This is a genomic window from Rhizorhapis suberifaciens (genome assembly GCF_014200045.1).
GTDB lineage: Bacteria > Pseudomonadota > Alphaproteobacteria > Sphingomonadales > Sphingomonadaceae > Rhizorhapis > Rhizorhapis suberifaciens.
In genome coordinates this window covers 1-23587 of sequence record NZ_JACHOV010000012.1, presented here as the reverse complement: position 1 = coordinate 23587, position 23587 = coordinate 1, and the positions used below count along the sequence as shown (strand labels likewise).

Annotated in this window: 17 protein-coding genes and 1 pseudogene; 9 read left to right on the top strand and 9 right to left on the bottom strand. The window is 58.3% G+C overall.

The features are described 5' to 3' along the window. The 5 genes from HNQ99_RS14195 to HNQ99_RS14175 form a co-directional block, all read right to left on the bottom strand. Window positions 1-357 (bottom strand): TrbC/VirB2 family protein, encoded by a 357-nt coding sequence (locus tag HNQ99_RS14195; RefSeq protein ID WP_246415006.1) that lies wholly within the window; start codon window positions 355-357, stop codon window positions 1-3. Between the two features lie 188 nt (window positions 358-545). Continuing rightward, window positions 546-845 (bottom strand): hypothetical protein, encoded by a 300-nt coding sequence (locus HNQ99_RS14190; RefSeq protein WP_184476810.1) that lies wholly within the window; start codon window positions 843-845, stop codon window positions 546-548. A 401-nt stretch (window positions 846-1246) separates the two neighbouring features. Further along, window positions 1247-1633 carry a hypothetical protein gene (locus HNQ99_RS14185; protein ID WP_184476808.1) on the bottom strand — a complete coding sequence of 129 codons (387 nt, stop codon included), beginning with the start codon at window positions 1631-1633 and terminating at the stop codon, window positions 1247-1249. Further along, on the bottom strand, window positions 1630-7620 hold the full coding sequence (locus tag HNQ99_RS14180; RefSeq protein ID WP_184476805.1) for an RHS repeat-associated core domain-containing protein: 5991 nt from the start codon (window positions 7618-7620) through the stop codon (window positions 1630-1632). The genes HNQ99_RS14185 and HNQ99_RS14180 overlap by 4 nt, the downstream gene beginning before the upstream one ends. 1131 nt (window positions 7621-8751) lie before the next feature. Then, window positions 8752-9342, bottom strand: coding sequence for a recombinase family protein (locus tag HNQ99_RS14175; protein ID WP_184476803.1), 591 nt, complete (start codon window positions 9340-9342; stop codon window positions 8752-8754). Window positions 9343-9474: 132 nt separating this feature from the next. On the opposite strand from HNQ99_RS14175, the gene HNQ99_RS17015 reads away from it, so the two are divergent. Together HNQ99_RS17015 and HNQ99_RS17010 are read left to right on the top strand one after the other, a co-directional pair. Further along, complete coding sequence (locus tag HNQ99_RS17015) at window positions 9475-11010, top strand: DUF4158 domain-containing protein (RefSeq protein ID WP_246415005.1); 1536 nt, start codon at window positions 9475-9477, stop codon at window positions 11008-11010. A gap of 40 nt (window positions 11011-11050) precedes the next feature. Continuing rightward, complete coding sequence (locus HNQ99_RS17010; protein ID WP_246415004.1) at window positions 11051-12439, top strand: Tn3 family transposase; 1389 nt, start codon at window positions 11051-11053, stop codon at window positions 12437-12439. A gap of 147 nt (window positions 12440-12586) precedes the next feature. Here the strand turns inward: HNQ99_RS17010 and HNQ99_RS14165 are convergent, their stop codons facing one another. Further along, on the bottom strand, window positions 12587-13792 hold the full coding sequence (locus HNQ99_RS14165) for an integrase (protein ID WP_184476801.1): 1206 nt from the start codon (window positions 13790-13792) through the stop codon (window positions 12587-12589). Window positions 13793-14053: 261 nt separating this feature from the next. Here HNQ99_RS14165 and HNQ99_RS14160 point away from each other — a divergent pair, with 261 nt between their 5' ends. Continuing rightward, window positions 14054-14974, top strand: coding sequence for a hypothetical protein (locus tag HNQ99_RS14160; RefSeq protein ID WP_184476799.1), 921 nt, complete (start codon window positions 14054-14056; stop codon window positions 14972-14974). Here HNQ99_RS14160 and HNQ99_RS14155 read toward each other — a convergent pair whose 3' ends face one another. From HNQ99_RS14155 to HNQ99_RS14145, 3 genes are all read right to left on the bottom strand, one after another. Further along, window positions 14975-15985 carry a ParB/RepB/Spo0J family partition protein gene (locus tag HNQ99_RS14155; protein ID WP_184476797.1) on the bottom strand — a complete coding sequence of 337 codons (1011 nt, stop codon included), beginning with the start codon at window positions 15983-15985 and terminating at the stop codon, window positions 14975-14977. Between the two features lie 46 nt (window positions 15986-16031). Continuing rightward, window positions 16032-17234, bottom strand: coding sequence for an AAA family ATPase (locus HNQ99_RS14150; protein ID WP_184476795.1), 1203 nt, complete (start codon window positions 17232-17234; stop codon window positions 16032-16034). A 162-nt stretch (window positions 17235-17396) separates the two neighbouring features. Then, window positions 17397-18479, bottom strand: a complete 1083-nt coding sequence (locus tag HNQ99_RS14145; RefSeq protein ID WP_407692321.1) for a replication initiation protein — start codon at window positions 18477-18479, stop codon at window positions 17397-17399. Window positions 18480-19277: 798 nt separating this feature from the next. Here HNQ99_RS14145 and HNQ99_RS14140 point away from each other — a divergent pair. The 6 genes and pseudogenes from HNQ99_RS14140 to HNQ99_RS14115 all read left to right on the top strand — a co-directional run. After that, on the top strand, window positions 19278-20468 hold the full coding sequence (locus tag HNQ99_RS14140; protein ID WP_184476791.1) for an ATP-binding protein: 1191 nt from the start codon (window positions 19278-19280) through the stop codon (window positions 20466-20468). Window positions 20469-20766: 298 nt separating this feature from the next. Beyond that, a complete protein-coding gene (locus HNQ99_RS14135) occupies window positions 20767-21096 on the top strand; it encodes a single-stranded DNA-binding protein (RefSeq protein WP_184476789.1) in 330 nt (109 codons plus the stop codon). A 248-nt stretch (window positions 21097-21344) separates the two neighbouring features. After that, a complete protein-coding gene (locus HNQ99_RS14130) occupies window positions 21345-21500 on the top strand; it encodes a hypothetical protein (RefSeq protein WP_184476787.1) in 156 nt (51 codons plus the stop codon). Further along, a complete protein-coding gene (locus tag HNQ99_RS14125; protein ID WP_184476785.1) occupies window positions 21497-22231 on the top strand; it encodes a ParA family protein in 735 nt (244 codons plus the stop codon). Before HNQ99_RS14130 ends, HNQ99_RS14125 begins: the two co-directional genes overlap by 4 nt. Continuing rightward, on the top strand, window positions 22231-23109 hold the full coding sequence (locus HNQ99_RS14120; RefSeq protein WP_184476778.1) for a ParB/RepB/Spo0J family partition protein: 879 nt from the start codon (window positions 22231-22233) through the stop codon (window positions 23107-23109). Before HNQ99_RS14125 ends, HNQ99_RS14120 begins: the two co-directional genes overlap by 1 nt. A 161-nt stretch (window positions 23110-23270) precedes the next feature. Beyond that, a pseudogene (locus HNQ99_RS14115) lies at window positions 23271-23587 on the top strand (hypothetical protein); the annotation flags it as partial.

The following is a 23587-nucleotide window of genomic DNA, read 5'->3' as shown; positions in this document are numbered from 1 at the left end:
TTACTGTCCCGCAGACAAGGAGACGGTCGATTGAATGCCCGCGACAATGCTCGCCGCCCCGAACAGGATGAAGCAACCCAAGATCACCACCGCGCCATAACGCCAGTTGATTCGGCCACTCAGCATGAGCAGGCCGACCACCCCAACCGCAATAACCGCAACGACCGTTGCTACAGACCCCAGCAATGTGCCCTGTATCCAGTGCGCAGCACCCAAAATCACACCCGAGCCTTGAGGATCGGTTGAAAGTTCCTGGGCCACGGCCGAACCATGCAAAAAGCTAACCGAAATCAATAGGATTGATAGAAAAAATTTAAATATTTTCATATACCTCAGAAAATAAAAGATAACATTCATGATTTCATTTTGAAATACCATATAATCAAAGGTGCGGTCATAATCGTAAAAACTACAACCTTAGAAATCCAGTTATCGCTCGAGAAGTATGATATTCCAGCGGCCGATAATAAAAATAAGATCCAATAAATATAATAATTCATATCTCGAAAACAAAATCTTAAACTAATAATGATAAACTGTCAAAACTACTTCCTTCGTTCTGAAAGAGCCCAAACGCGAATGGCCATGTATAGAAGGTAAGCAAGGCCGGAGGCAATGAAGACCAAAGGAAATATAGTTCCATCGGCCTTATATACGAGAGAATAGGAAAATGAGAGCGACATGATGGCAGCGCTTCCCACTTCTAAGAGAGTAAATTTCCAGAATTCTTTCCCAATAAATCTATGAACAAAAGAAAGAAATATCTGCGCGTTTATCCAGTAAAGTAACTTTAAGGCGATAAATATCAGCACCGATAGTCCTGCAAATGAAATAAGCTGTTGCATCACCGTACCCCGCAAACACCGGATTCGGTGCCGTAAGATGTGGCAAGCCCATATCCCTCAGCAGCTACTCCGGCAAAGCGATCCGTAGCTCCATTTAGCTTTAGCAAAATACGCGTGCCAGCCTCGGCTCCGCCCCCTACTAAGGCGCCTATGCCCGAAGCTGCCGCACCTCGATAGTTTCCATCATATAACTTAAGGCCAGCACTTACCAAGCTTGTGCCTGCAGAGAACAGCCTCGCGCCTGCAGCTACACCGCCGGCGGTGATCCCACCCCCTATAGTAGGTGCCGTCGCTACGGGGACCCCTGCAGCACCGAGTGCTATCACGTCAGCGCCAAGAGCCACTCCGTCCAAAACATCGGTGCAGTACCCAGCATCGAATCTGAACTCTGACATGGAGCCCTATCCCCCCTCTGCCGCTCCGCCAAAGAGCGCAATGGCAACAGCCCACAGGAACAATGCCAAAGCACTCACGATAGCCGCGACACCCACAGCTGTGCCGATGCCGCCAGCATCCCCAACGGCCACACTGCCGGTCAACAGGGCTGCCGAACCAAGAAGGATGCGAACAGCCTTCTTGGCGACTCCGAGACGACCTGACGCTTGATAAAGAGCCTTTGGCTTACCGGTTGCAGCAACAATCGCGTAAACCGCTGCGACCCCAAGGTAAGCCCACTTGCCAGATGCATCGGCTTGGCCGGCCCCATCAACATACCAAAGCACGATGAGCGGCAAGGACAGGACCAGAAGTCCCATATGAACGCCGGCCAAGCGGTAACCGGGGCTCACTTCGGGCACCTATCAGGATCAAGCGAGGCGTTGGTTGCGGACGCCACTTCACCGATGACTTGGCCGAAAATAGCGTCGCCGATACCGCTTCTCACCGATCGCGGAACAACATTATTCACCGCGCGCGCGCCGAACGCGTTAACGGCAGCCCGCGTAGCAATCTCTCCGAAGGGGCGACCAAAAGCGACATCTTGCGAGACCTGGCCGAGGGTTGAAAGCACTCCTCCAACCTCGGTAATGAAAAGACCCGGCACCGCTCCCTCTGGCCCTGCGAAAGCACCAATCCCAGCGATCGTGAGGCCGGAGTAGCTCACCCCCTTACCCGCGTTCTCAAGAGCGTTCCCGATCCTATTGCCAAGAGACTGGCAAGGGTTTGGCTTGTCTTTTTGCTGCGACTGAGACGCCTTTACCACATTTGCGCTATCGTTAGGCTTGTATTGCGAACTGGGTGAAGATGATGGCAAGTTGATAATAATGGACGGTGGACGCATCGGTATACGAAACGAAGGTGTCCACGGATTGAAATTCCAATTAGAAGTCCTATTGCCAGTTACAACTATCCCGCCTGGGCTAGCAGAAGATGTGGCGTTACAGAGCTGGCAGGATCCATAACCATAATATCCCGCCGATCCATTGCTTCCATATCCAATAAAGGAACCCGCCCCTCCTAATCCTGTCGGATCAACCATGTTGACCGGGTCACTGCCGACATAATTATACCAGTTGATGCCGTCCTCATAGCCGATGGGATCGGTTTGCATGAACCGGCCCAGGGTAGGCGAGTAGAGCCGTGCCTTATAGTAATACATGCCCAAGCCAGAGAGCCAAGCCTGCCCGGTATATTGAAACCGACCAATATTCGCGCTGCCCGGAATACCGAACTCATCATAGCGGTTAATCGCCGTCATCGCGCCGGTGCTGTCCGTGAGGGCGATAATCGAACCGCGTTCGTCGGCATGCATCCACCGGCGGTCTGTCGTACTGCTCCCTTCATACCAGACGAGCACCTCGTCACTACCCGGTCCCCAGACATAACGGCGTAGAATAGCTCCCCCGGTCGACACCTCAGATGCCATGTGCGATCCATCGTAAACAAACCGTGTCGTGCCCGATGAGATATAGTCCTTCAGGCGACCAAGTGCATCATAATTGGCAGAAATGCTGCCTGTCGCTGTGGCCAGGCGGTTCTCGGCCGTATAGGTATAGCTGGTCGTGCCGGAAGTGATCAGGTTCCCCCTTCCGTCATAGCCGAGGGCAACCGATCCAGACGCCGTCATCTGATTGAGCCCGTTGACGGTATAATTGCGGTTCACATTGTAATGACCGTTCCAAGCATAGCTGTCATTGGACCGCTGCTGGCTCTTAATCTGGGAGGCAGGGTTATAGGACATTGACCCAATGGTGATGTCATTGGCCGTGCCGGTCAGATTCTGGGCCAGGCTTGTGAGCCTCGATACCGCGTCATAGCTGTAGCTGGTCGCCGCAGTGTTGCCACGCGTGATGCTCGTCCGGCGGCCCAGATTGTCATAGGCATATGTGGCGAGCACGCCGATGCCGGAAGCTGCGCCATTCTCACGGATCGCAGTCACATTCCCCGCAACATCATAGTCATAGGTCACATAGAAGCCATCATTCCATGTGGCCCGCGTGCGCCTGCCTGCAAGGTCATATTGCCAGCTCATCGAACCATAGGGTTGGTTCTCGCTGGTCATGCGACCGAGCGCGTCATAGATGAAAGTCTGCGTCGTGCTGTCCCCGGGGCGTGAAGCAGTCAGCGTACGGCCCAGCAGGTCGTATGTATAGTTGACCGGAAATTCCGGGCTGGGAAGCGTTTTGGTCGTCACACGGTTGAGATTGTCGTAGGCGAAACCGATAAGCTTGCCATCCCGAAGACGACGCTGCGTGACGTTGCTGTTTGCGTCGTAGGTCTGCTCGTCATAATCCGTCGTCGAACTCGAATTAGCGCCTTGTGTCGCTATTGAATAGCGTGTCCGCGACAGGCGGTCGAAACCATCATAGACGTAGGTTGTCCGGTTGTTTTCGCCATCGCGAACTGAAGCGAGCAGGCCGTTGTTCGACCATGTGTTCAGTTCTTCGATCGACTCGTCGGCCGTTCCCACGCCGAGCCTGAACTGAGTCATATTGCTGGCCGCGTCGTAAAAATATCGAGTGATGCGATCCGGACCGTTGGGACCGGTGGTTTGAGGAGAACAGGCGTCCGACTGGCCCGCCCATTGCGCCGGGTCCATACGAGTGGCCACACAATTCACGCGAGACGCTGTGTCGTAGCTGGTCTGCGTCAGTGCATAGGTGGTGCCACCGGACTTGACCTCTTGTTTGACGGCCCGGCCGACCGCGTCATAGGTGACGGCCATTTGCTGCTGGGAGCTGAAAGCGGTCCAGGCAGCGTCCGTCTGTGCCGTGACGGTGCCGGCTTCGGACAGCGTGACCCTGCCGTCAGCATTATAGGTGATACGCTGCGCCTTCATTAAGCGTGCGCCTGCGCCATCGGGGTCCGGCCCTATTGCGCCAACCACCTGTCGGGCGGCATCATAGCGGGTACGTGTCGTATCGGCTGTTCCGCTCAAGGGTCCGTCGACGGTTAAGCGGTTGCCAACCGTATCATAGGTGAAGGCCGTCGTGGCACTAAGAGAATTGTCTCCCGCCGCCACGGTTATGCTGGTTGGCAGCAAATTGGTGTTGTTTACGATGGTGGTCTTCACTTCATCGGCGCCACCGGTGCAGCTTGCCGTCGTGCGGCATGCGGAAACCCCGGTTAGCAACGTGACACCGCCGGTTGCACCATAACTATACCGGGTTTGGGGGCGGGTTCCTCCCGTTGTCGGTGCAGGAGCTGTGATGGTCGTGATGAGGCCCGTGGTCGCGTTGTAGGCGTAATCGGTCTGGTTGCCTTTGGCATCCCGGGTCCAGGTAGGTTGGTTACAAGTTTTAAAATTGGCTCCGCAGCTCGTCGGGAAGGCGGCGCTCGTCACGATATCGGCGAGGCCGGAACCCGGCTTGGCAATGAGACGGGTCTGCGTCACATTATGCCGGCTATCATATGTGTACCGGGACTCATTTAGCTCAGGCGCGATCATGCGCGTAAGGCGATTGTGACCATCATATTCATAGGTTGTCACGAAGCCGCGCGGATCGATTTGCCTGGTCTGATTTCCGAACTCATCAAGATAGGTGACGTTGGCATTGCCAAGCGGATCGCGGGTTTCGAAACGCGTACCCGATGCATAGAAATTCCAGGCCTGCCCCGCAGCATCAGTCTGGCTTTTCAACCTACTGTCGGCATCATAGCTATTGGTGAGGTAAGCCGTACCGGGCGCCGTTGGCAAGAACATCTGATACAGCTGACCGGGCTGGGAATAGCTGTATGTGAACTGATTGTTGAGCGGGTTGCGGAATTGAGTGAGGTTTCCGGTGCCGTCATAAGTGAAACCAATTGATCGGCCGGTCCCGTCGGTGATGGAGGTGATGCGGTTTCCGGTATACCCAAAGGTCAGCGTCCGCCCAGCGTTCTTGCTAACGGAAGAAAGCTTGCCGCTCGTGTAGGAGAAGCTTGTTGTCAGCCCCCTCGGTTCGGCGATGGAGGTGATATTGCCATCCGTTCCGAAATTAGCTTTGGTACCATCGCCCGTTTCCAGTGAATACAGCCCGGCCGTCAATGTCAGCCTGGACGGATTGCCCTGCGACCCGTTATAGGTCCCGTCAGGAAGCTTGACAAAAAGTTGGCCACTCGCGCCGGTGTTCACTGAAACCACATTATCAATGAGCTGATCGCCGAACCACCGCTGCGCGACGCGAGCGATCACCTGGCGATCAAGTGGAATAGTAGTGACCGATGGATTCGATAAGATGTCATTGGTCACGAAAAGTTCGGTGATGGCGGCCGCCGCATCGATCCCCGAGTCGTCCCCCATGCCTTCAAATGCATCGCTGCCCTTTTTTGCAGAGGCAGCGAAATTGTGCGTCCAGCCCAGGCCGAGTGCACCGTCCTTATGGCCGCTGCCCGAACTATATTGCCGGACAAACGCAAGGTCGCCCGGCATGCCAGACTGGCCGAGGCTGATATCAGTGTTGCTATATCTGTAATTGCCTCGAAATGCGTCGATCGGGCCGGCATTGGCCTGGTAGTCCGGGATTGGCGGCTGTTCAACGCTATCAATGACCGTATCGCCAGAGGGCGTTCCCGATGTACCGCCGACGCCGCCGCTCAGTGTGCCGTTGATAAACTCGTAGAGGAAGAAGCTCCCAGAATTGTCCTTCTCACCGTGGAACCCCACGCCTGTATATTGATTCTCCGTCAGATTCCCATATTCCGGGACGATCAAACGCCATCCGTTGGCGACGTCGGTATCAATGACGGAAACTATGCCTGACTGATAGGATTTGAGATTGGGACGGACAACGGAATTATAATTGGCGCTCTTGGCATCGTAAATTTTGTGGCCATTGGTCACGGCCATGTCGATCAGCTTGGTTGTTGAGATGCCGCTGACACCAGTCACTTCCTGAATATTTTGGCCTTCCAATATACTGAAATGGCCCGACTGTAAAATCGTGTTGGAGACAAACCTTTTATATTCATTGGTGCTGTCGTAGGATTTCAAGATATTATCCCACACGTTGCCGCCAAGATCGACGAATGGCGATCCATTCTGGCCAGCAATCCCAAGGTTCTGGTGGATCAGCGGAACGCTGCCCGCCAGTTGGGCATGAATATCGCTCATCCGTGTGATTTCAGCGGTCCAGTTCGCGGCGATGAGTGCCGAAACTTGCCCCCGAATAGGCTCTGACGTGTCCGCGTTGCCCGCGGCCTTGGCTGCGATCAGCCTGCGACGGTGCAGTTCAATTGATCCCTTGCCCGTTGGACCCCATGCATTGGCGATTGCGTAGTTTCTATCCGGCGCCGCAAAAAGCGCTGGCTGAATAATAATGTTTGCGCCTGTGTCCGAATATGCTTGGTGGTTGGTCGTCAGCGTCACATTGGTCCAGCTATTCAGGGCAGGAGCCGCGCCTGACGCCACAAGCGCTCCATCGAGGCGCAATTCGGGTATGTTGGCCGAGGTATAAGTGATTGTTAGCCGCTTGCCCGCTATCTGATCGGAGAAGAAGGTCTGATCGATCCCCTGATACTCAAGGCGCAGCGAAACACGATAGCTATCGGGAATCGAGACCATCTCTTGCGGCGTTGAATCGCTCCATTGATAGGGCAGCGTCGTCTGCCGGAGCGTTCCGCTGACGGGATCAATCTTGCGGCCGCCAATCACATCGTCAAGACGTGCGCTGGGCGTGTTCGCCTTGAGGTAATTGGCGAGATTGGTCGCATAGGTGGCGAGATTATTGCGAATGTTGGTCCGATTGATGTTCTGCGCGTAGTCCGTGGTGATAGTGGCCCCGCTGCGCGCATTGGTGAGAAAGGTGGTCGAATTGTAGCCCATCGCGCTTGCGAGCGTCGCGGCGGATAAGCCCGCAACAGCCGTGTGGCTCTTGAAGCTCGGGTCGAAGACATACCAAGTGCCGCCGATATTGACTTTCACCCACATATGGGTAAGCCGCATCGCCTCCATCGGCGCGTCACAATAGGATTGCGACCAATAGTTGAAGAGCGGAATACGTCCCGCAGCAGGTACTTTCCACGTACTGCAAGCGCTCGACACGTTTACGCCATACCATGACTGGAATTGGGCAGGCGTCAGATAGACCTCGCCGAGCATGTAGTTGGCCGTATAGCCCGAGGCCCGCAAAAGCTGAATCATGAGGTCAGCTTGATCGAAAGGGGTTCCGGCGCCGTCGATCAACGCTCCCACAGCGCCCTTCTGAACGCCATGAATAGGGACGAAGGCGATATTCTCGCGAACAAATTGATATATCAGATCCGGGTCGTTCTTCAGAGATCGCGCCAGGTCCGTTATGGATAGCGGAGATTGAACAGTGGCCTGTCCGGTCGACAATGTCGACATCGCCTCGACCATCTCTGGCTGCTCTTTGTTTGCTTGAGATCCGGCGCTTAGGAGAGATTTCTGCTTTTGCTGTTGCAAAGCGCGCTCGGTCTCCGGAGTGATAGGCTGGACCTCTGCGGTACTTTTCCAGCCCGGGGTCTTTGACAGGGCCGTTATACCGCCTGCCTGCGATGACAGAACTGGAGTTTCCAAGCTCAGCGGGGCTTGTTGTTCCGCCACCTGCGCAAGAGCAGGGGCGGCTAAGCCGGAAATCAATATCGTGGTGGTGCCAAGAGCAGTACGAAAACGACGCGCGCATAAAGATGCGCTCCCAAGCCCAGCGGCCATAGAGTCCCCCAATCAACAGAAATATGGAATATTCAGCCTGTCTCAGCCTGATCCTGTAAGATCAAGCAGGCGGCGTATTGGCGGACCCAGTTGTAGTGGTGTTCTTGCGATTATTGGCTTTATCATGCGTATAGATCGTCTGAACATTGTTGTTCACAGTGCCGGCGCGAACAACTTTAATAAGCCGACCTTTAGCGTCATATGTATACGTTATTGTTTCGGAAGCGTTTGCGGCGAAAGGCGTTAAGATCAAGGTAGACGCAGCAAAAATACCAATGAACCGCAGCATGATCAATCACCCCCGTGTGCCTGCAGCGCAATCTGCACAATATAAAAGCATATGCAAGACCTTACTTTCATTGATTAAAAAAACTTCGGTGGCGTAACGAATTTGAGCCGCTCTGGCGGTAGCGATATGGACCATGCCTATGAAGCTGACGGCGAGAGGACCGGATATTCGGTCACACTTATTGAAGCGAGGCAATCGGACCCCCCGAACAATGTGTGTGCGTGAGCTTCCGGCAGGAGCGGGCAGAGACTGCAATGTGATCGGCGGCAGTGCGACAGAAGGGGCACGGAAAAGGTTCCGAGTTGCATCGTGCAATTCTGAACGCTGCGCCTCTTGCAAGAGGATGGCCCCGAAAAGAATCCACGGAGGAATCCGCTGAACCTCCGTTCCGATTTTCGGTGGGCCATCCTTACGAAAATAGGCGATCACCTGCTCCGAAGTGGATGCTGATTCTGCAAGGGACGCATCAACTGCGGACGGCTGCGAGGTGTGGGAGGGCGAAGGCAAGGCCAGCATACCTGCAGCCATCAACTTGCCGGGGATTCTCTTCCACCTGATCCTTGATATGCTGCCGCTACGATGCGTGAGACCGTTGGCTGACTAACACCAAAAATCCGCGCCATTTCTGCCGCGGACTTGCGGCCTGAAATCACGCTTTCGGCAATTTCAGCTCGCTGTTTGGCATTGAGTTTCGGGCGGCGACCGCCGACACGGCCTTCGGCCCGCGCCTGATCGAGACCAGCCTTGGTCCGCTCCCGGATCATGGCACGCTCGAACTCGGCGAAGCTGCCGACCATCTGCATCATCATCCGGCCCGCCGGCGTGGTGGTGTCGATGCTTTCGGTCAGTGAACGGAAGCCTGCGTCGGTTGTTTCGATGCGGTCGAGCAAATGCAGCAGATCCTTCAGCGATCGCGAAAGCCGGTCAAGCTTCCAGACAACCACGACGTCCCCGTCACGAAGCTGATCGAGCATGCGGTGAAGTTCCGGTCGATCCCAGCGGCCGCCGCTGGCCGCCTCTTCGAAGATGCGCTTGCATCCAGCGTCCTTTAGCGCGCGCATCTGCAAGGCTGTGCTCTGGTCATCGCCTTTGGAGACACGGGCATAGCCGATCAGCATTACGACCTCATTTCCTAAACGGTCGTTTCTGAAAGAGCGGAAACCGATGCCGCACCGACTGCGGTTGCGTCTTTCAAAATCCTATTTCAAAACCGTAGCGAATGGAAAGACGTTTGTGAAGGAATTTTGACGTTGCCAGCACGCATTGCGATGACCGATCGGCAGAGGCAGGAACATTTGGCTCTCCCGTCGACCGAGGAGGAGGTCGTCACCCATTACAGCCTCGATGATGCCGATCTGACCGCAATCACAAAATCGAGGACACCAGCAACACGTCTCGGCTATGCTCTGCAACTGTGCTGCCTTCGTTTCCCGTGCCGCTATCTGCGCCGGGGCGAGATGCTGCCTGCCGTCATGCTCGACTATATCGCCGAACAACTCGACATCGATGCGGACGTCATCGCCGAATTCGCGCGGAGAGGCCCGACCCGTTATGAACAACTCGCGGCCATCAAGCGTAACCATGGATTTCGCGATCTGTCCCATCCTATGCGCGCGGAACTTGCGGCGTGGCTGGAGGAGGAGGCTATAAGCATCGTCGATGGCCAATCGCTTCTGATGCGGCTGATCGGGAAGATGCGATCCGAGCGTATCGTGATCCCTGGCATCAGTGTGGTCGAACGCATGGCGCCTTCGGCATTGCACCGGGCGGACAAGGCGTTCGCGGAAAGGATTTACAACCAGGTCGCGAGTTCTGCCCGTCAAAGGCTGGAAACAATTCTGTCAGACAAGGTGCATGATCAGCAAAGCCGGTTGAGCTGGCTGAGGGCACCACCAAACCGAGTCAGCGCCAGATCGTTACTCGAACTGCTCGACAAGATCGATACGATCCGGAGTATCGGCGCCATCAGCGCGCCGATCCCGGAGATTTCGCATCCGAGAATGCGGCAATTGGCGCGCGAAGGCGTTCGCCTCACGGCCCAGGCGATGCAGCAAATGTCGCCAGCCCGTCGCATCGCAACGCTGGTCGCCACCTTGCGAGAACTCGAGGCCACAACGACCGATGCCGCACTCACCATGTTTGGCTCGCTGGTCGGCCGTGCGAACCTCAGAGCACGAAAGCGGCTCGAAGAGACAATTTTAGCGACAGCCGACCAGGGACGGGAACGGCTCGCACGAATCGCGACTGTGCTTGAAGTAATGACACAGGCGCTACGCAAAGGGGGCGATGTCGCCGCAGCCGTCACAGCCGTTGCCAGCCTCGACGTGATCGAAGCCGATGCACACGTCATCCGCCGCACGACCAAACCCGGCAAGCCGGACGTTGTCGGCGAGCTTGGCCCGGAATACCGAATATTTAAGCAGGTCGGCACACGCTTCCTTGCCAGCTTCGTGTTCGAGGGCAGGCGGGCGACCCGCGATTTGCAAACAGCCCTTGGCATCCTGATCCAATTGGGCGGGAATTGGCGCAAGCCTTTGCCGGTGGATATCCCGCTAGGGCATATCGAGCGCCGCTGGCAGCGACACTTGTTCGCCGACGGCAAGATCGACCGGACCTACTGGGAGCTTGCAACCTATTTTGCCGTCGCCAGCGCGCTGGCCTCCGGGGATCTGTGGGTACCAACGTCGCGGATGCACCGCGCGCTCGAGGATCTGATTACCCCGGCTCCGGGCTCTGCACCGGCACACAGCGCTGCATTACCGGAACTTCGCAAGCCCGACTTTTGAGGAATGGATTACGGCCAAAGCGGGGCAGTTGGATCGGGCATTGCTGTCGACCATGAAGGGTCTGTCCGGCAAGGATGCCGCCTTGTTTGCAGGAGACCGACTGCGTTTCCCGAAAATGCCCAAGGACGTCGAAGAAGACGATGACCGATCACGCGAAAATGCGCTGCGCATCTACCGCCTCCTGCCAACTGTCCGGATCACTGACGTTTTGCACCAGGTGGCGCGTTGGACCGGGTTCATCGACCACTTCACCCACGTTTCGACCGGCATGCCACCGAACGACGAAAAGGCATTTCTCGCCAGCCTGATTGCCGAGGCGACCAATCTGGGGCTGGCTCGCATGGCAGACATATGCGACGTCGCATCGCGACGGGCCCTGCTGCGCATGCAAACCTGGCACATGCGCGATGAAACGTTCCGGGCGGCCCTCGCTACGCTCACCGATGCCATTCATGCTGAGCCGATTGCCGCGTGGTTCGGCGATGGCTGGCGGGCATCGGCCGATGGCCAGCACTTTTACGTTGGTGGCCAAGGGGAAAGCGGCGGCACGGTGAACGCGCACTACGGTCGCGATCCGATCGTGAAGATCTACACCACCATCACCGATCGCTACGCACCGCTCCACCAGACGGTCATTGCCGGAACGGCAGGCGAGGCAATCCACGCTCTCGATGGCATCCTCGGCCACGGGAGCAATGTTGAGATGGGGGCTTTGCACGTCGACGGCGGCGGTGCATCCGATATTGTCTTTTGCGTGATGTCCATGATGGGCCTCAGCTTTGAGCCCAGAATTCCGCGCCTCTCAGACCGCAAACTCTACGCCTTCGAACCTCGGGGACGGTATGGCCGACTAGGCCCGGTATTCGGTCACCGGCTTGATGAAAACCTGATCCGTAGCCATTGGGACGACATCCATCAGATTATGGCCGCCATGCGCAACCGCGTCGTCACGCCGTCACTGATCCTGAAAAAGCTGTCGGCCTATCGCCAGCAAAACAGCCTTGCCGCAGCCATGCGCGAGATCGGCAGGATCGAGCGCACGCTATTCACGCTGCGATGGTTCGAAGATCCCGACCTGCGGCGATTGGTCACAGCGGAATTGAACAAGGGCGAAGCCCGCAACACCCTGGCGCGCGCCGTAGCATTCCACCGGCTTGGCCGTTTCCGCGACCGCGGCATGGAAAATCAGCAGGTTCGCGCAGCCGCGCTCAACCTGGTCACTGCCGCAATTATTCTATTCAACTGCAAGTACCTCGGCCGTGCTGCCGACATGTTCAGCATCACTGGTCAACCTCTGCTGGAGGGTTCGCTGGGCGAACTTTCTCCGTTAGGCTGGGATCACATCAATCTGACCGGCGACTATGTGTTCTCGGATAGCTCGGCGCTGGACGATCACGGTTTTCTGCCGCTTCGGCTCAGTAGAGGATAATGTCACGGCGCTACCGTATATCTGTGTCCCAATAATGCACTGAGGCCACAAAGGTCGGGTCGAGACCCAGGCCGGTTGCGCCGGATCGTCCGCCATCCTGATTCTTGAAGCTACAAGCTGCCCGTCAGGACTGTCCGACGGTTCCGGTCAACCGAGCTTCGCCATGAGTCTCCCCGCTGCACCCGCCTCGGCCGCGAGGTTGCGGTTGTAGGCGAGCGGCATGCGCGGGCTTTTCCAGCGCAGAGCGTCCATGATCCCGGCAAGGTCCTCGCCGCTGGCGAACAGGTCCTGATTCAGCCCCACCCGCGTCGAGTGCGCGCTGATCCCTTTCAGGAGCCGCGCCAGATCGTCAGCCGTCAGATCGGGGAGTGCGCCCCGATCGAACGCACGGCTAATGATCGAACGGTAGATCGGCCCGATCGAGCCGGGGTGGAGCGCGCCCTCCCCGACATCGTAATCGACACGCGCCGGGACAGCGGGCCGGGTCAGCGTCTTGCGCAGATCCCACGCCTCGCGCCCGGACAGGCTGTCAATCCTGCGGCCTTTGATCGCCGCGCGCGGCTTGTAGCGCCGCACCTGCACCCGCCGGAACAGCGGCCCGCTGTCAATCCCGGCGGCCTGCTGCCAGGCGAGGAGCGCGCGCGTGCTGCGCGGGCTGAGGTACGCGGTCGCCCCCTCACCTTCTTGGTCGCCCTTGCTGCGCGGGATCAGGAGCAGCCGCGCTTCGGGATCGATCGCCTCGATCAGGTGCTCGACTTGGGCCGCGACCAGCTCGGAGGCGCGCAGCCCGGTGTCGTAGGCGACCGAGAGCAGCGCCCGGTCGCGCAGACCCGGCAGATCCTCACCGCAGCTTTCAAGCAGCGCGCGCACATTAAGCCCGCGCGCTGTGTCGCGCGCGACATCCTTAACCGGGCCCTTGAAGCGCAGCGGCCGCGCCTGAGCTTGCGCGCTGCCGACCCGCCGCCGGATCGCGGCAAGCCGCAGCTTGACCAGCGGCACCTGGGTTGGATCGGCAAGCTCGAGCAACTGGTGGAGCTTGGCGATCGAGGCCTTGTAGCGCGCGAGCGAGGCGGGTTTGGCTCCCTGTGCAGCACGGGCGTCGAGATAGTCGGCCACCGTCTCGGGGGGGGCCGGCAGGGTCACGCGGCCCAATCGCCGGCACCACAGGTCGAACGCCTCGCTATCGCTGGCAAGCGCGCGCAGGCTGTGCGGCGAGGAGGCGCCCTCAAAGGCGGCGATCAGCTCGGCGTTGATGGTGATGGTCGGGGCCGCCTGGAGCTTGGTGATCTCCCAGACCAGATCCGTCCCTCCGCGCACGGCGGGGACCACCGCGGGTAATGCTGCGTCAGTCAAGCCTATCTCCCTGCCTACCGATAACCGCGGGCGGCTTGCGGCCAGCTGGCGTGATGCGGCGGTCGCTTTCCCAGGACCCAAATACCGTGTTTCCCACGCGCCGCCCTCCTCGCTGCCGAGGGTTCAGCCTAGCCTACTTTATAGAAGGAGCGCAAATCCGTTTCTGTGATAACTGCAATTATCGTATGTCCGTATCTGAACCGTCCCTAGGAGAGAAACCAACGGCTGACTTTGGTTTCTCATTCTGGCATCTACAGACCGATGGAAAAGCACGACACCCCCGAACTGGCGCGGACGATGCTGCTGCTCGGCCGCCTCGACGGGCGGCTGCAGAACAGCCCGGCCACAGACATTTTCCTGGCGCGGGCCCGGCTTGAGGGCGCCGTGGCGCTGGCGGGCCTCGCCGGTGTCCCGATTGACGTTCGGTCCCTCCAGGACTGGATTGCGGGTCGAAGCCCCCCTCCCCGTGCCTCTGAGGGCCTGAACGACCCCATCTCGGTGTCGGCGGTCTTCCACTTCGCCATCAGCCGCGATGAAGATACCCGCGACCCGGTCCTGCGCGCCACGCTCAACGTGCTGCGCTCGGTATTGGATGATCGCGCCGAGGCCAAAACGTACGGGAGCGACGACCTTGCCTACTTCGGGCCGATGTGGCGCACGATCCGCGATGCCGTCGACCTTCCATTCGCGCGCGCCGATCTTCTCGCCATTGCCCACCGGGTGTTTGAGCTGGTCGCGCTGACCGAGCCGTCCTCCGGGGATGGATCCGAGATCGTCGCCATTGACGGTCGATCGCTCGATCTCCCCCCGCGTGCCCGGGATCGCCATTGGCTGATTGCCGCTGCCCTGCCCCGCATGCTTCACCGCGCGGGCATGACGATGCGGGTCATCCCCTCCCTGGTGCTGCTGCCAAAATTCCTGCCACCCTCACCCATGGCCCTCGCAGAGGTGCTGGAGCGCGCTCTTCGCAAGGCAATCCATGCTGGCCTTCGTGATCTCGACTGGATCGAACGAGAGGAGGCACGCATCCGGACCGGGGCACAGGCGACCAAGCGCAGCCGAGCTCCGCTCCTGTCCCGCTTGCAGATCGCCTATCCCGGTCTTCAACCCAAGGCCGTCGCGCGGCTGCTCAGCGTTTCACCGCAAGGTGCCCGGAAGCTTCTGACCGCAAGCAGCCGCTAGTCACGGCCAGTGAAGGTCCAATATCTCCCGGACCGCCTTCTCCGCGTCCTCACGGGTCGCGCCGCTCTTGTGCAAGAGCGTCAGCCGGACTCCTTTGCGATCGGCACCCTCGATCCGCATGACGGGCTTTCCATCAGCATTCGAGACGGTTTGAGGCTTTCCTGACTTCTTGGGGGATCCTGACCTCTTGGGGGGGTCTGCGGCCAGTGTCAGCAATCTGATGGTTTCAACCACGGTGAGAACTGTCGCGCTATCCCTTTGCTGCTCGGCGAGACGCTTGGCCTCCGCAAAGGCGAGCGCGCGCTTCTCGTCTGGTTTCAGCAATGCCTTCAGGGCGATCACATTGCGGATACCCAGTTCCTGCGGTTCCGGGAACGCCACGAGAAGCGCGTCAGGAATTCGCGCCAGATCGAGATAGCGGCTGAGCCAGCTCTCGGTCACCTTGAGCCGCTCGGCCATAGTCCGCTGTCGGCCATCATAATAGGTATCGAGGGCACGCAGATAGTCTTTTGCCCGCTCCAAATCGGTCAGGTCGTCACGGGCGCGGTTTTCTAGATCCGCGAGCCGAAACGCCTCTTCGTCGCCGATCTCACGGACGTCGATGAGGAATTTGAACTCTGGATAATTGTGCGCCCGAAGCCAGGTTATCGACCAATGCCGACGTGCCCCGCAGATTACCTCGAAATCGAAATCCGGATCGCCGGAAACGCGCCGGACGATCGCCGGCATCTCCTGCTTGCCCTGCGCCTTAATGCTCTCGATGAGATCTTCGCAGCGTTGCTCGTTCAACAGCGCATAATCGCGATTATGGCCCGCCCACATTCTGCATCGTGCGGGGTCGACCAACTCGTGCGTCCTGGTCTGGACCGCCCCCGACGCGAGCTCCGCGATTCTGTTCGACCGTCCCGTGAGAACGTTGGTTGCGATACCAGATCGGCGTGGTGCCGCCTCGTTCGTAAGGTCAATTCCGGCGGTCAGATCGGCCGCAAATCCGCTGTTCTTCTTGCTCATGCGAGCCTCCTACCCGTCGAAATTGCACGCGTGCAATTTCGCATTTTCATGCCAGTGCCTCCTGGCGCAAACGCTTCTGATGGCTTGGCCACATGGACCGGATATCCACTTCAATTTCAGCGTTCACGCCGTCCAGATAAGCGAGGCAGCGATTGCGCACCGACGAGCTCGTGGCAGGACCGTCCAGCTCATACACCGTCATCAACCTCGCGGTCGCATTGTCGATTTCGGCGGAGTCTTTCAGCGGTGTCCGAAGCATCGCATGACCGAACAGCGTCCGCATCAGGTTCAGCAGTTCTTTCTGCATCGACTTGTTCTCGTCGACCTTCGAAGCGACAAACCGGAGGAACTGCAATTCCGGCGCGAGGTCCCGCTCCGCTAGCTGCTCGATCGTCTCATCAAGCATCGACAGAAATGCGGCCGTGGACGAGAAATCCATCACCGTCGGCGGCACGGGTACAACGAGCGCGTTCGCGGCTCTCAGCACTGAAAGCGAGATCGCGCCGAGTGCCGGGGGCGGATCCATCACGATGACGTCAAAGCGATCTGCGATGCTGTTGATCCCTTCGCGCAAGCGGTCCAGCAACGCTCCGCTTTCCCGCGCCATTCGCGCCGCCAGCTCATATTCCGACTGGAACAGTCGAAGGTTCGCCGGGATCAACTCGAGGCCGTCAAAATGGGTCTTCCGCAAAGCATAGTCGAGCGAGGATCGTTCACCCTCCCTCAGGAACGGATAGAGCGTATCATCCTCATCCAGATCGAGGTCAGGCACGTAGCCGAAAAGCGTCGTCGCCGAGGCCTGGCTATCGCAATCAACCAGTGCCACGCGGTAGCCGCGAATGGCGAGATATTGAGCAAGGTGAACGGCCACGGTCGATTTGCCAACGCCCCCCTTGAAGTTTTGGACGGCTACAACGCAGCAGGGATCTTCCGGGCTACGATAGGGCCTCGTTCCAAAGACACCGCGCATGTCGTTAAGCTGTGCAAGCGTGTATCTTTCGCGGCGATTATTATCAGTCCGCGCCGGCTCCGGAAGCCGTCCGTCCTTCTCGGCATCGCGAATCGCCGCTGCGGTTCGTCCAACGAGCTCAGCCGCCTTTGTAATCGTAAAGGTCGGCTCGCGGCGATCGTCAGCACGAGCGCTTCTGGCGGAATCACGGAGCTTTTCGAGAACCGACGCCGTCCGGTTCGCGAGGGTCGCCACCGACACCAATCGCTCGGCGCCCTCTATTGCTAGTTCGTTCGACACATGCCCGCCTTTCGAAATCTGGAGCACGGTATACGCATTTGCGCTTTTTGGTCAATATTTTCGGATATTTCGAAAGGCAGGGTGTCGTTCCGGAGAGTTCGGAGCCGTTCACGGAGCTATCCTGACTCGATGGGGGGTCAAGAAATTGCACGCGTGCAATTTTTAGCTCGCCCTGCCCCTTCGGGTCACCCAACCCTCACAAAATCCGGTCCAAGCAGAGATCAATTTTGCGCCCCGCACCTTTTCCAATCTCTCGCCCATATGGTCGCGAAACCCAGAAGCGATCAGATCGATATCCCAGCCACCCCCATGCTGGCGACCGATCGCGAGCAGGTCGTCATGCCCAAATCGGATCGACCCCGTGGGAAACATCTGCTCGTCCGCCTTACGCTTGGTGATAGCCTTTAGCGGCGCGGCAACGACCCCCTGCCCTACCGCCACGGTCTCGACCGTGCTGTCGCGCCGTTGCTTTCGCCCACTCGAATGCCGATCGAGCTCGTCTACAGTCTCGATGACCTCCGGCGCGCCCTTCGGCTCGAACCTAAACTCGATCTCCGCGACGGTTCGGCCCTGCCGTATTTCCCGCCACTCAACACGAAAATGCGCGAGCTGGTCGATCTCGGCCTTCGCTTTCTCAAGGACCTTGCGCCGCAACTGCGCGAAATCAGTGTAAACTTCCGGTGGAATGCCGAGGGCTGCACGCAGCGCTGCCATGTCCCCTTTCCAAGTCGCTTGTCGGCGATGCAGCCGCAGTGCGCCAAGCTCGTAGAGCTTCAACGCATAGTTTGAGCGGAATCCCAGGACCGCTTGCCGGTTCAGCACGGCATAAGTCTCCGAGGCCTGGATCATCTTGCGCGCGTCGGGCGTAAATTCCCACTCTATCCAGCCCGCCTCGCCGCCATCCTCCTCCGTCTCCTCCCGAGAGCGGGAGATCAGCGAGAACAGCAACGTGGCCTTCTTCCCGCGCCATGATCGATCATCGACGGCGAACAGCGTCCGATGCAGTTCCTGAAGCATGTCGGTGATGCGCTCATTGCCTTTGTGGCCACGGCGAATGTCGGCTTTGCGCATTCGGTGCGGCTTGTCTTCCCAAGCATCACCTCCGGCGGTTAAAATCATGAGCGCCAGCAGACGGGATGCCGTCAGGCTCAGAGACTCGCCCTTGACGAACTTAACTTCAATGATGTTGCCCGGCTTTGCGAACTCATCGCCGCCTTTGGCTCGCAAAGCAGCCGCAACGCGCATTGCACGACCGGGCGTTGCTTCCTCCGTCGCATCTTCAACTGCGTCTGTTATTTGGCCAGCATCCGTTTCCATGCCATAATACAATCGAAATGAGTCTTCGGAGCATGTTTGCTGCCTGACCTGACCTCATCCGTCAAGTCAGGTCAGGATAGGATCCTTTCTCACCACCCCCAAGCGGTCAGGATAGAATCACGGTGATCGACACCGAAACGCCAGGAGTTTCGCCGAGTCGCGTTTTCCGTAGGGAGCGGTCGATCAACTTGCTTTCCAGGCGCATTTTTGCTCCTAATTCGACATCAAATCGACTTAGCGAGGAGTTGAAACGGCGCGGTCCCCAGGAGGTCAGGATTGCCCCAGCGGGTCAGGAATGATCCCCCAGGAGGGCAGGTTACAGCCCCCGATCGGTCAGCCAAACTCCCCCAGCAGGTCAGGTAAAACCATCTATCGCATTGTAAACACACCGTTTTTGTGGGCCTGAATCAGAATCTTTTGAATCACGAATCCTTCCGCTGCGATGCAGCGGCGTTTTTATAAAATGATTCTTTGGACATCATCGCCCGATTCGCGATCGCCGATGTGAGCATCGCCGGACAGTTGAACCCGACCAGCGCTGAACGAGGAAAGGGGCATAGGCTGACGAGTACGCTGGGCACGGCACTCACAAGGAACGCTTCGTTCAAAGCCGCCTCGACAACCCTAGGATGCGGAAAGAGAGAAGTCCGATAGATCGAGCCGTAGCGTCTACGGAAATTAGATAGTTCTATACAGATCGCATAGAATGCCATAAATCTCCTATATATGGATCCCCGTCGTAATCCCTTCGCGCCAGGTGCAGGCAGCCGTCCCCCGGAACTTGCGGGCCGAGAAACCGTCCTGGAAGCTGTTTCTGTTGCGCTCGATCGCATCCGCAATGGACGCCACGCCCAAAGCAGTATCCTGATGGGGTTGCGAGGTGTCGGCAAAACGGTCTTGTTGAACGAGATGCGCCGGGCAGCGGAAGGCGAGGGCATCCAATGCGTGCCGATCGAGGCGCCCGAAGGACAATCCCTACCGGCCATGCTCGTGCCAGCCCTTCGCACTGCCCTGCTCAAACTCGATCGCGGACAGGCGGCGATGACCGTCGCAAAACGAGGGTTGGGTGCTCTCGCTCGTTTCGTGAAGGCCTTCAAACTCAGCTACGGCGAACTTCAGGCCTCACTTGATCTGGGCGAGATAGGCGTTGCGGATAATGGCGATCTCGAATCCGACCTTATCGATCTCATCGATTTAGTCGGAGCTGCCGCCGCAGAGCGCAACACCGCGGTCGTTCTGTTCATCGACGAACTGCAATATGTACAGGAGCGCGAACTCGCTGCTCTCATTACCGCGCTGCATCGCGCCCGACAGAACCAACGCCCAATCACGTTGGTAGCTGCCGGCCTACCGCAACTGGCGGGACAGATGGGGAAGGCCAAATCCTACGCCGAGCGGCTCTTTCTTTTTAACAGCATCGGCCCGCTCGATGATGACGCCGCAACAGCCGCGATCGTACATCCGATAGAGTTTGAAGAGTGCAGCATTGAGCCAGATGCGGTAGCAAAAATATTGTCAGTGACGCAGGGCTATCCCTATTTTCTCCAGGAATGGGGCAAGCAGTGCTGGGAGGCGGCCGATACCTGCCCGATCACTGCCCACGACGTCGACCTTGCATACCCCACCGCCATCGCAGCTCTTGATGAAAGCTTCTTCCGGGTCCGGTTTGATCGTCTCACTCCATCAGAGAAGCGTTACCTGCGAGCCATGGCAGATTTGGGGGAGGGGCCTTATAGTTCAACAGCCGTTGCCGATCATCTGGGACGCAAACCCTCCTCGTTCGGCCCTGTGCGCGCGTCATTGGTGGCCAAGGGTATGATCTACACGCCTGGCTATGGGCAAACCGCATTCACCGTGCCGCTATTCGATGCGTTTATGCGCCGGATCATGCCTGCGGGGGAGGGCGCGGCAGTCTGACATAGGCGGTGGCAGCCAACGGCTGCCTGTGGCGCAATCTCGCAGACGGCATAGAAGATGCGAAAAGACGAGATGATGTTTCAACAAGTTAAGCCGGACTAACCTTGGTTGCTCGACCAAAAAATTCCTGTTTTAAATGGGGATGTGGTCGCGGCGCCGCCTATGCGATCAAGAGAATAACCGCCCTTGTGGGCTACGGCTTCCACAGGTGGACCCTCCGTTTTTTCTCTTGATCGCGTCTGTCCCGCTTCCTGCTCGTCCCCATCAGGAATTAGCCTGATCGAGTGGAGTTAGCCAAATGCAGAACATTGCTGAATTTCGCATCATCGGTCGCATCGGAAAAATTGCCGAGCTCGACAAGGTCACCAAGGTTTCCGTCGCCGCAAATTACAATCGGCAGGACAACGGCGAATGGATCACCGACACACATTGGAATGAAGTGACGCTGTTTGGGCGGTTGATCGAACGCGCTGCAAAGGCCGAGAAGGGTGACATGGTCCATATCGCCGGGCGGGTCCGCCAGAACTCGTATGATGCCCCAGAGGGCAAGCGATACACCGTCGAACTTATTGCTGACGGCTTCGCCGTCCTTGCCAAGGCCAATGACGCAGATCTGGCCCACCGGTGAGAAATTCTGGGGTCCGCCTTGCGCGGCTCCCAGAAGCCCGTCCTCGGTCGGGTGGAAGGTGGTCGCGGTGGCCAGGGGACTCCTGATCCGATCCGCTTCACATTCCAGCGTGGAAGGTGGTCGGTTAAGCCGATTGAGAGCGATAAGCCATTGAAGGGTAGGCGCAGTTTGGCTTTTCTGCATTTGGACCGGTTCGCGCAGCGCAACTGCGTAGTCGTCCAGAATTGGAGCAAGTCGGGAGGCGCTAGGTGAGTGGGATCGCTCAAGCCGGTCTTATCTTCCTTGTACTTATCGTGCTGATGATCCTTAGCGCGCGAGACAGGGGAGCAGAGCCAGGCATCCGCAATGAGGATGATGAGACGTGGTGGTTCGCTCGACGTGCGTGGTGGGATGAACGGCGGTGAAAACGATCGCGGTGAACATCGAGAAGGGCGGGGCGGGGAAGACCACGATCGCCTGCCATCTTGCGTGGCACCTCGCTGACGCCGGGCATCGAGTTCTCGTGCTGGATCTCGACCGGCAACGCAACGCTTCCGCTGCATTGCGCGATTTCGAGCCCTTAGGATCGTGCAAACAACTCTTTGACGTCGGCTTTGCCGCGCCGGTGGGGCGTCATCGCGGAATCTACTCCAATGATCTGACGGGCGAGTATGATGCGGATTTCGGAAAGGCGCTGAGTAGCTTCCGAGCGAACTTTCCGGCGCTGACTGATGCTTATGACTATTGCGTGATCGACACGCCTCCTGCCTGGAGCTGGATTAACTTCGGGGCGCTGATGGTATGTGACGACCTGATCGTGCCAGTCGAGTTAGGGCCTTTCGGACCTGACTCGACCAAGCAACTCTCCAACTCGATCCAGACGGTCAACCAGCGGGGGCGGCGTACCCCAATCCGGATCGCAGGCCTGATCGCAAACCGGGTGAAGGCGAATGATCGGAACCAAATCGCGATGCTTGCGGACTTGAAGGCCAAGATTGGCCGCAACCTTTTTTCGACCCATCTCCCCGACCGTTCGCATTACAGCCAAGCTGTTCAGGCGGGGGTTCCGGTGTGGAGGTTTGATAAGGACGTGCGGTCGTCACTTCCCCCTATGCGTGCATTTCTGAAAGAAGCGATGGAGAGGATCGCGGCCTGATGGACTTTGGCGATTTCGATATCTTCGCGGCGAAGGATGAGGTTGCCCAACAGGGGAGGGTGCTGACCCTCGACCCGGCGAACGTATATCCTGATCCAGAGAACGTACGCCGCGCGATCAACCCAAGCGAAATCGACGCATTGGCCGAGACGATCAGCGCGCGGGGGCAGTTGCAACCGATCATGGTGGCACCCGCCGGTGATGACGGCCGCTACATGATCCAGTTTGGAGAGCGCCGGTGGCGAGCCTGCCACAAGCTTGGGCGCAAAGTCAGCGCTATCGTCCGCGAGGTATCCGATCCCGTCCAGGTGCGTATCGACCAGTTCATTGAAAACGATCAACGCGAAGAGCTTTCTGTTCGAGATATGATAGCGTTTATTGCAGGGCAGGTCGCCGCCGGGACGAGCATAGCGGATCTCGCCCGCGCCACGGGCCGAGATCGTGCGCGACTATCCCGGTTGCATGGCTTGGCATCCGCACCGGACTTCATCGCTGCCAGACTGGATGACCTGCCTGTTCGTGGTGCGGTCGCTTTGATGAAGGCGGCCCAGCATGATGCGGCGGGCGTGCGCGTCTTTCTCGACGATGCGCCTCTTGGTTCATTGACGGTAGCTGCCTGCGAGGCCTTGTCCCGCACTGTGACACTGCGGTCGGATGAGAGAGTGGAGAATGGACGTGCCCGTCCATCGCCGCCCGCTGATGAGCCCGTCGCTCCGTCGCCCACGCACCATCAACCGTCGGAGTCAGTAATCCCGGCTGATAATAAAGTCTGCGGTGAACGGTTCATTGATATCGACGGACGGATGGCACGCTTGCTAGAGGCAGTGGTGCAATTCGAGGGCGAGTCCCAGGTGCGTACGGTCCAATTTGACAGTTAACCGAGCACCGCATTCTTTTCCGCGTTTTCTAATCATCATGGAATGATAGGAGGCTGTGGCCCGAGCCACAGATTCGAATGATATTTTGTGGAGGTTGTTTAGGGCAGGATAGGGATTGTGGTTGCCATTGTATTACAGTAGCTTAGCTTGCAGGGATGATAATGGGAACCACGACACCCTCCGCCGAAGGCAAAGCCAGCATGACGGTCCGCGTCGATCGGGCCACGCTTGAGGCCTTCGACGCGCTCGCCGAGGGCAGGGGAGGGCGCAGCGCGCTCCTTCGATCCTTGTTGGATCAGGCGATGCGGCAGGCCGGCGACGTGCCGAAGGTGCAGGCCCGAGCGGTGCCGGCGACCAATCGCATTTCCTTCCGCGTCACCGATGCCGAGCTTGCCGTGCTGGATGCGCGCGCGGCCGCGCGCGGGACGGATAGGGCGGGGTGGGTCAAGGCACTGATGCGCCGCCATATTGGCTTGAA

Bases quoted from the DNA above. Each gene is read 5' to 3' on its own strand.
- HNQ99_RS14195 (WP_246415006.1), bottom strand. From the start codon at position 357: ATGAATGTTATCTTTTATTTTCTGAGGTATATGAAAATATTTAAATTT.
- HNQ99_RS14190 (WP_184476810.1), bottom strand. From the start codon at position 845: ATGCAACAGCTTATTTCATTTGCAGGACTATCGGTGCTGATATTTATC.
- HNQ99_RS14180 (WP_184476805.1), bottom strand. From the start codon at position 7,620: ATGGTCGAGGCGATGTCGACATTGTCGACCGGACAGGCCACTGTTCAA.
- HNQ99_RS14175 (WP_184476803.1), bottom strand. From the start codon at position 9,342: ATGCTGATCGGCTATGCCCGTGTCTCCAAAGGCGATGACCAGAGCACA.
- HNQ99_RS14160 (WP_184476799.1), top strand. From the start codon at position 14,054: ATGGAAAAGCACGACACCCCCGAACTGGCGCGGACGATGCTGCTGCTC.
- HNQ99_RS14155 (WP_184476797.1), bottom strand. From the start codon at position 15,985: ATGAGCAAGAAGAACAGCGGATTTGCGGCCGATCTGACCGCCGGAATT.
- HNQ99_RS14145 (WP_407692321.1), bottom strand. From the start codon at position 18,479: ATGCGCGTTGCGGCTGCTTTGCGAGCCAAAGGCGGCGATGAGTTCGCA.
- HNQ99_RS14140 (WP_184476791.1), top strand. From the start codon at position 19,278: ATGGATCCCCGTCGTAATCCCTTCGCGCCAGGTGCAGGCAGCCGTCCC.
- HNQ99_RS14135 (WP_184476789.1), top strand. From the start codon at position 20,767: ATGCAGAACATTGCTGAATTTCGCATCATCGGTCGCATCGGAAAAATT.
- HNQ99_RS14120 (WP_184476778.1), top strand. From the start codon at position 22,231: ATGGACTTTGGCGATTTCGATATCTTCGCGGCGAAGGATGAGGTTGCC.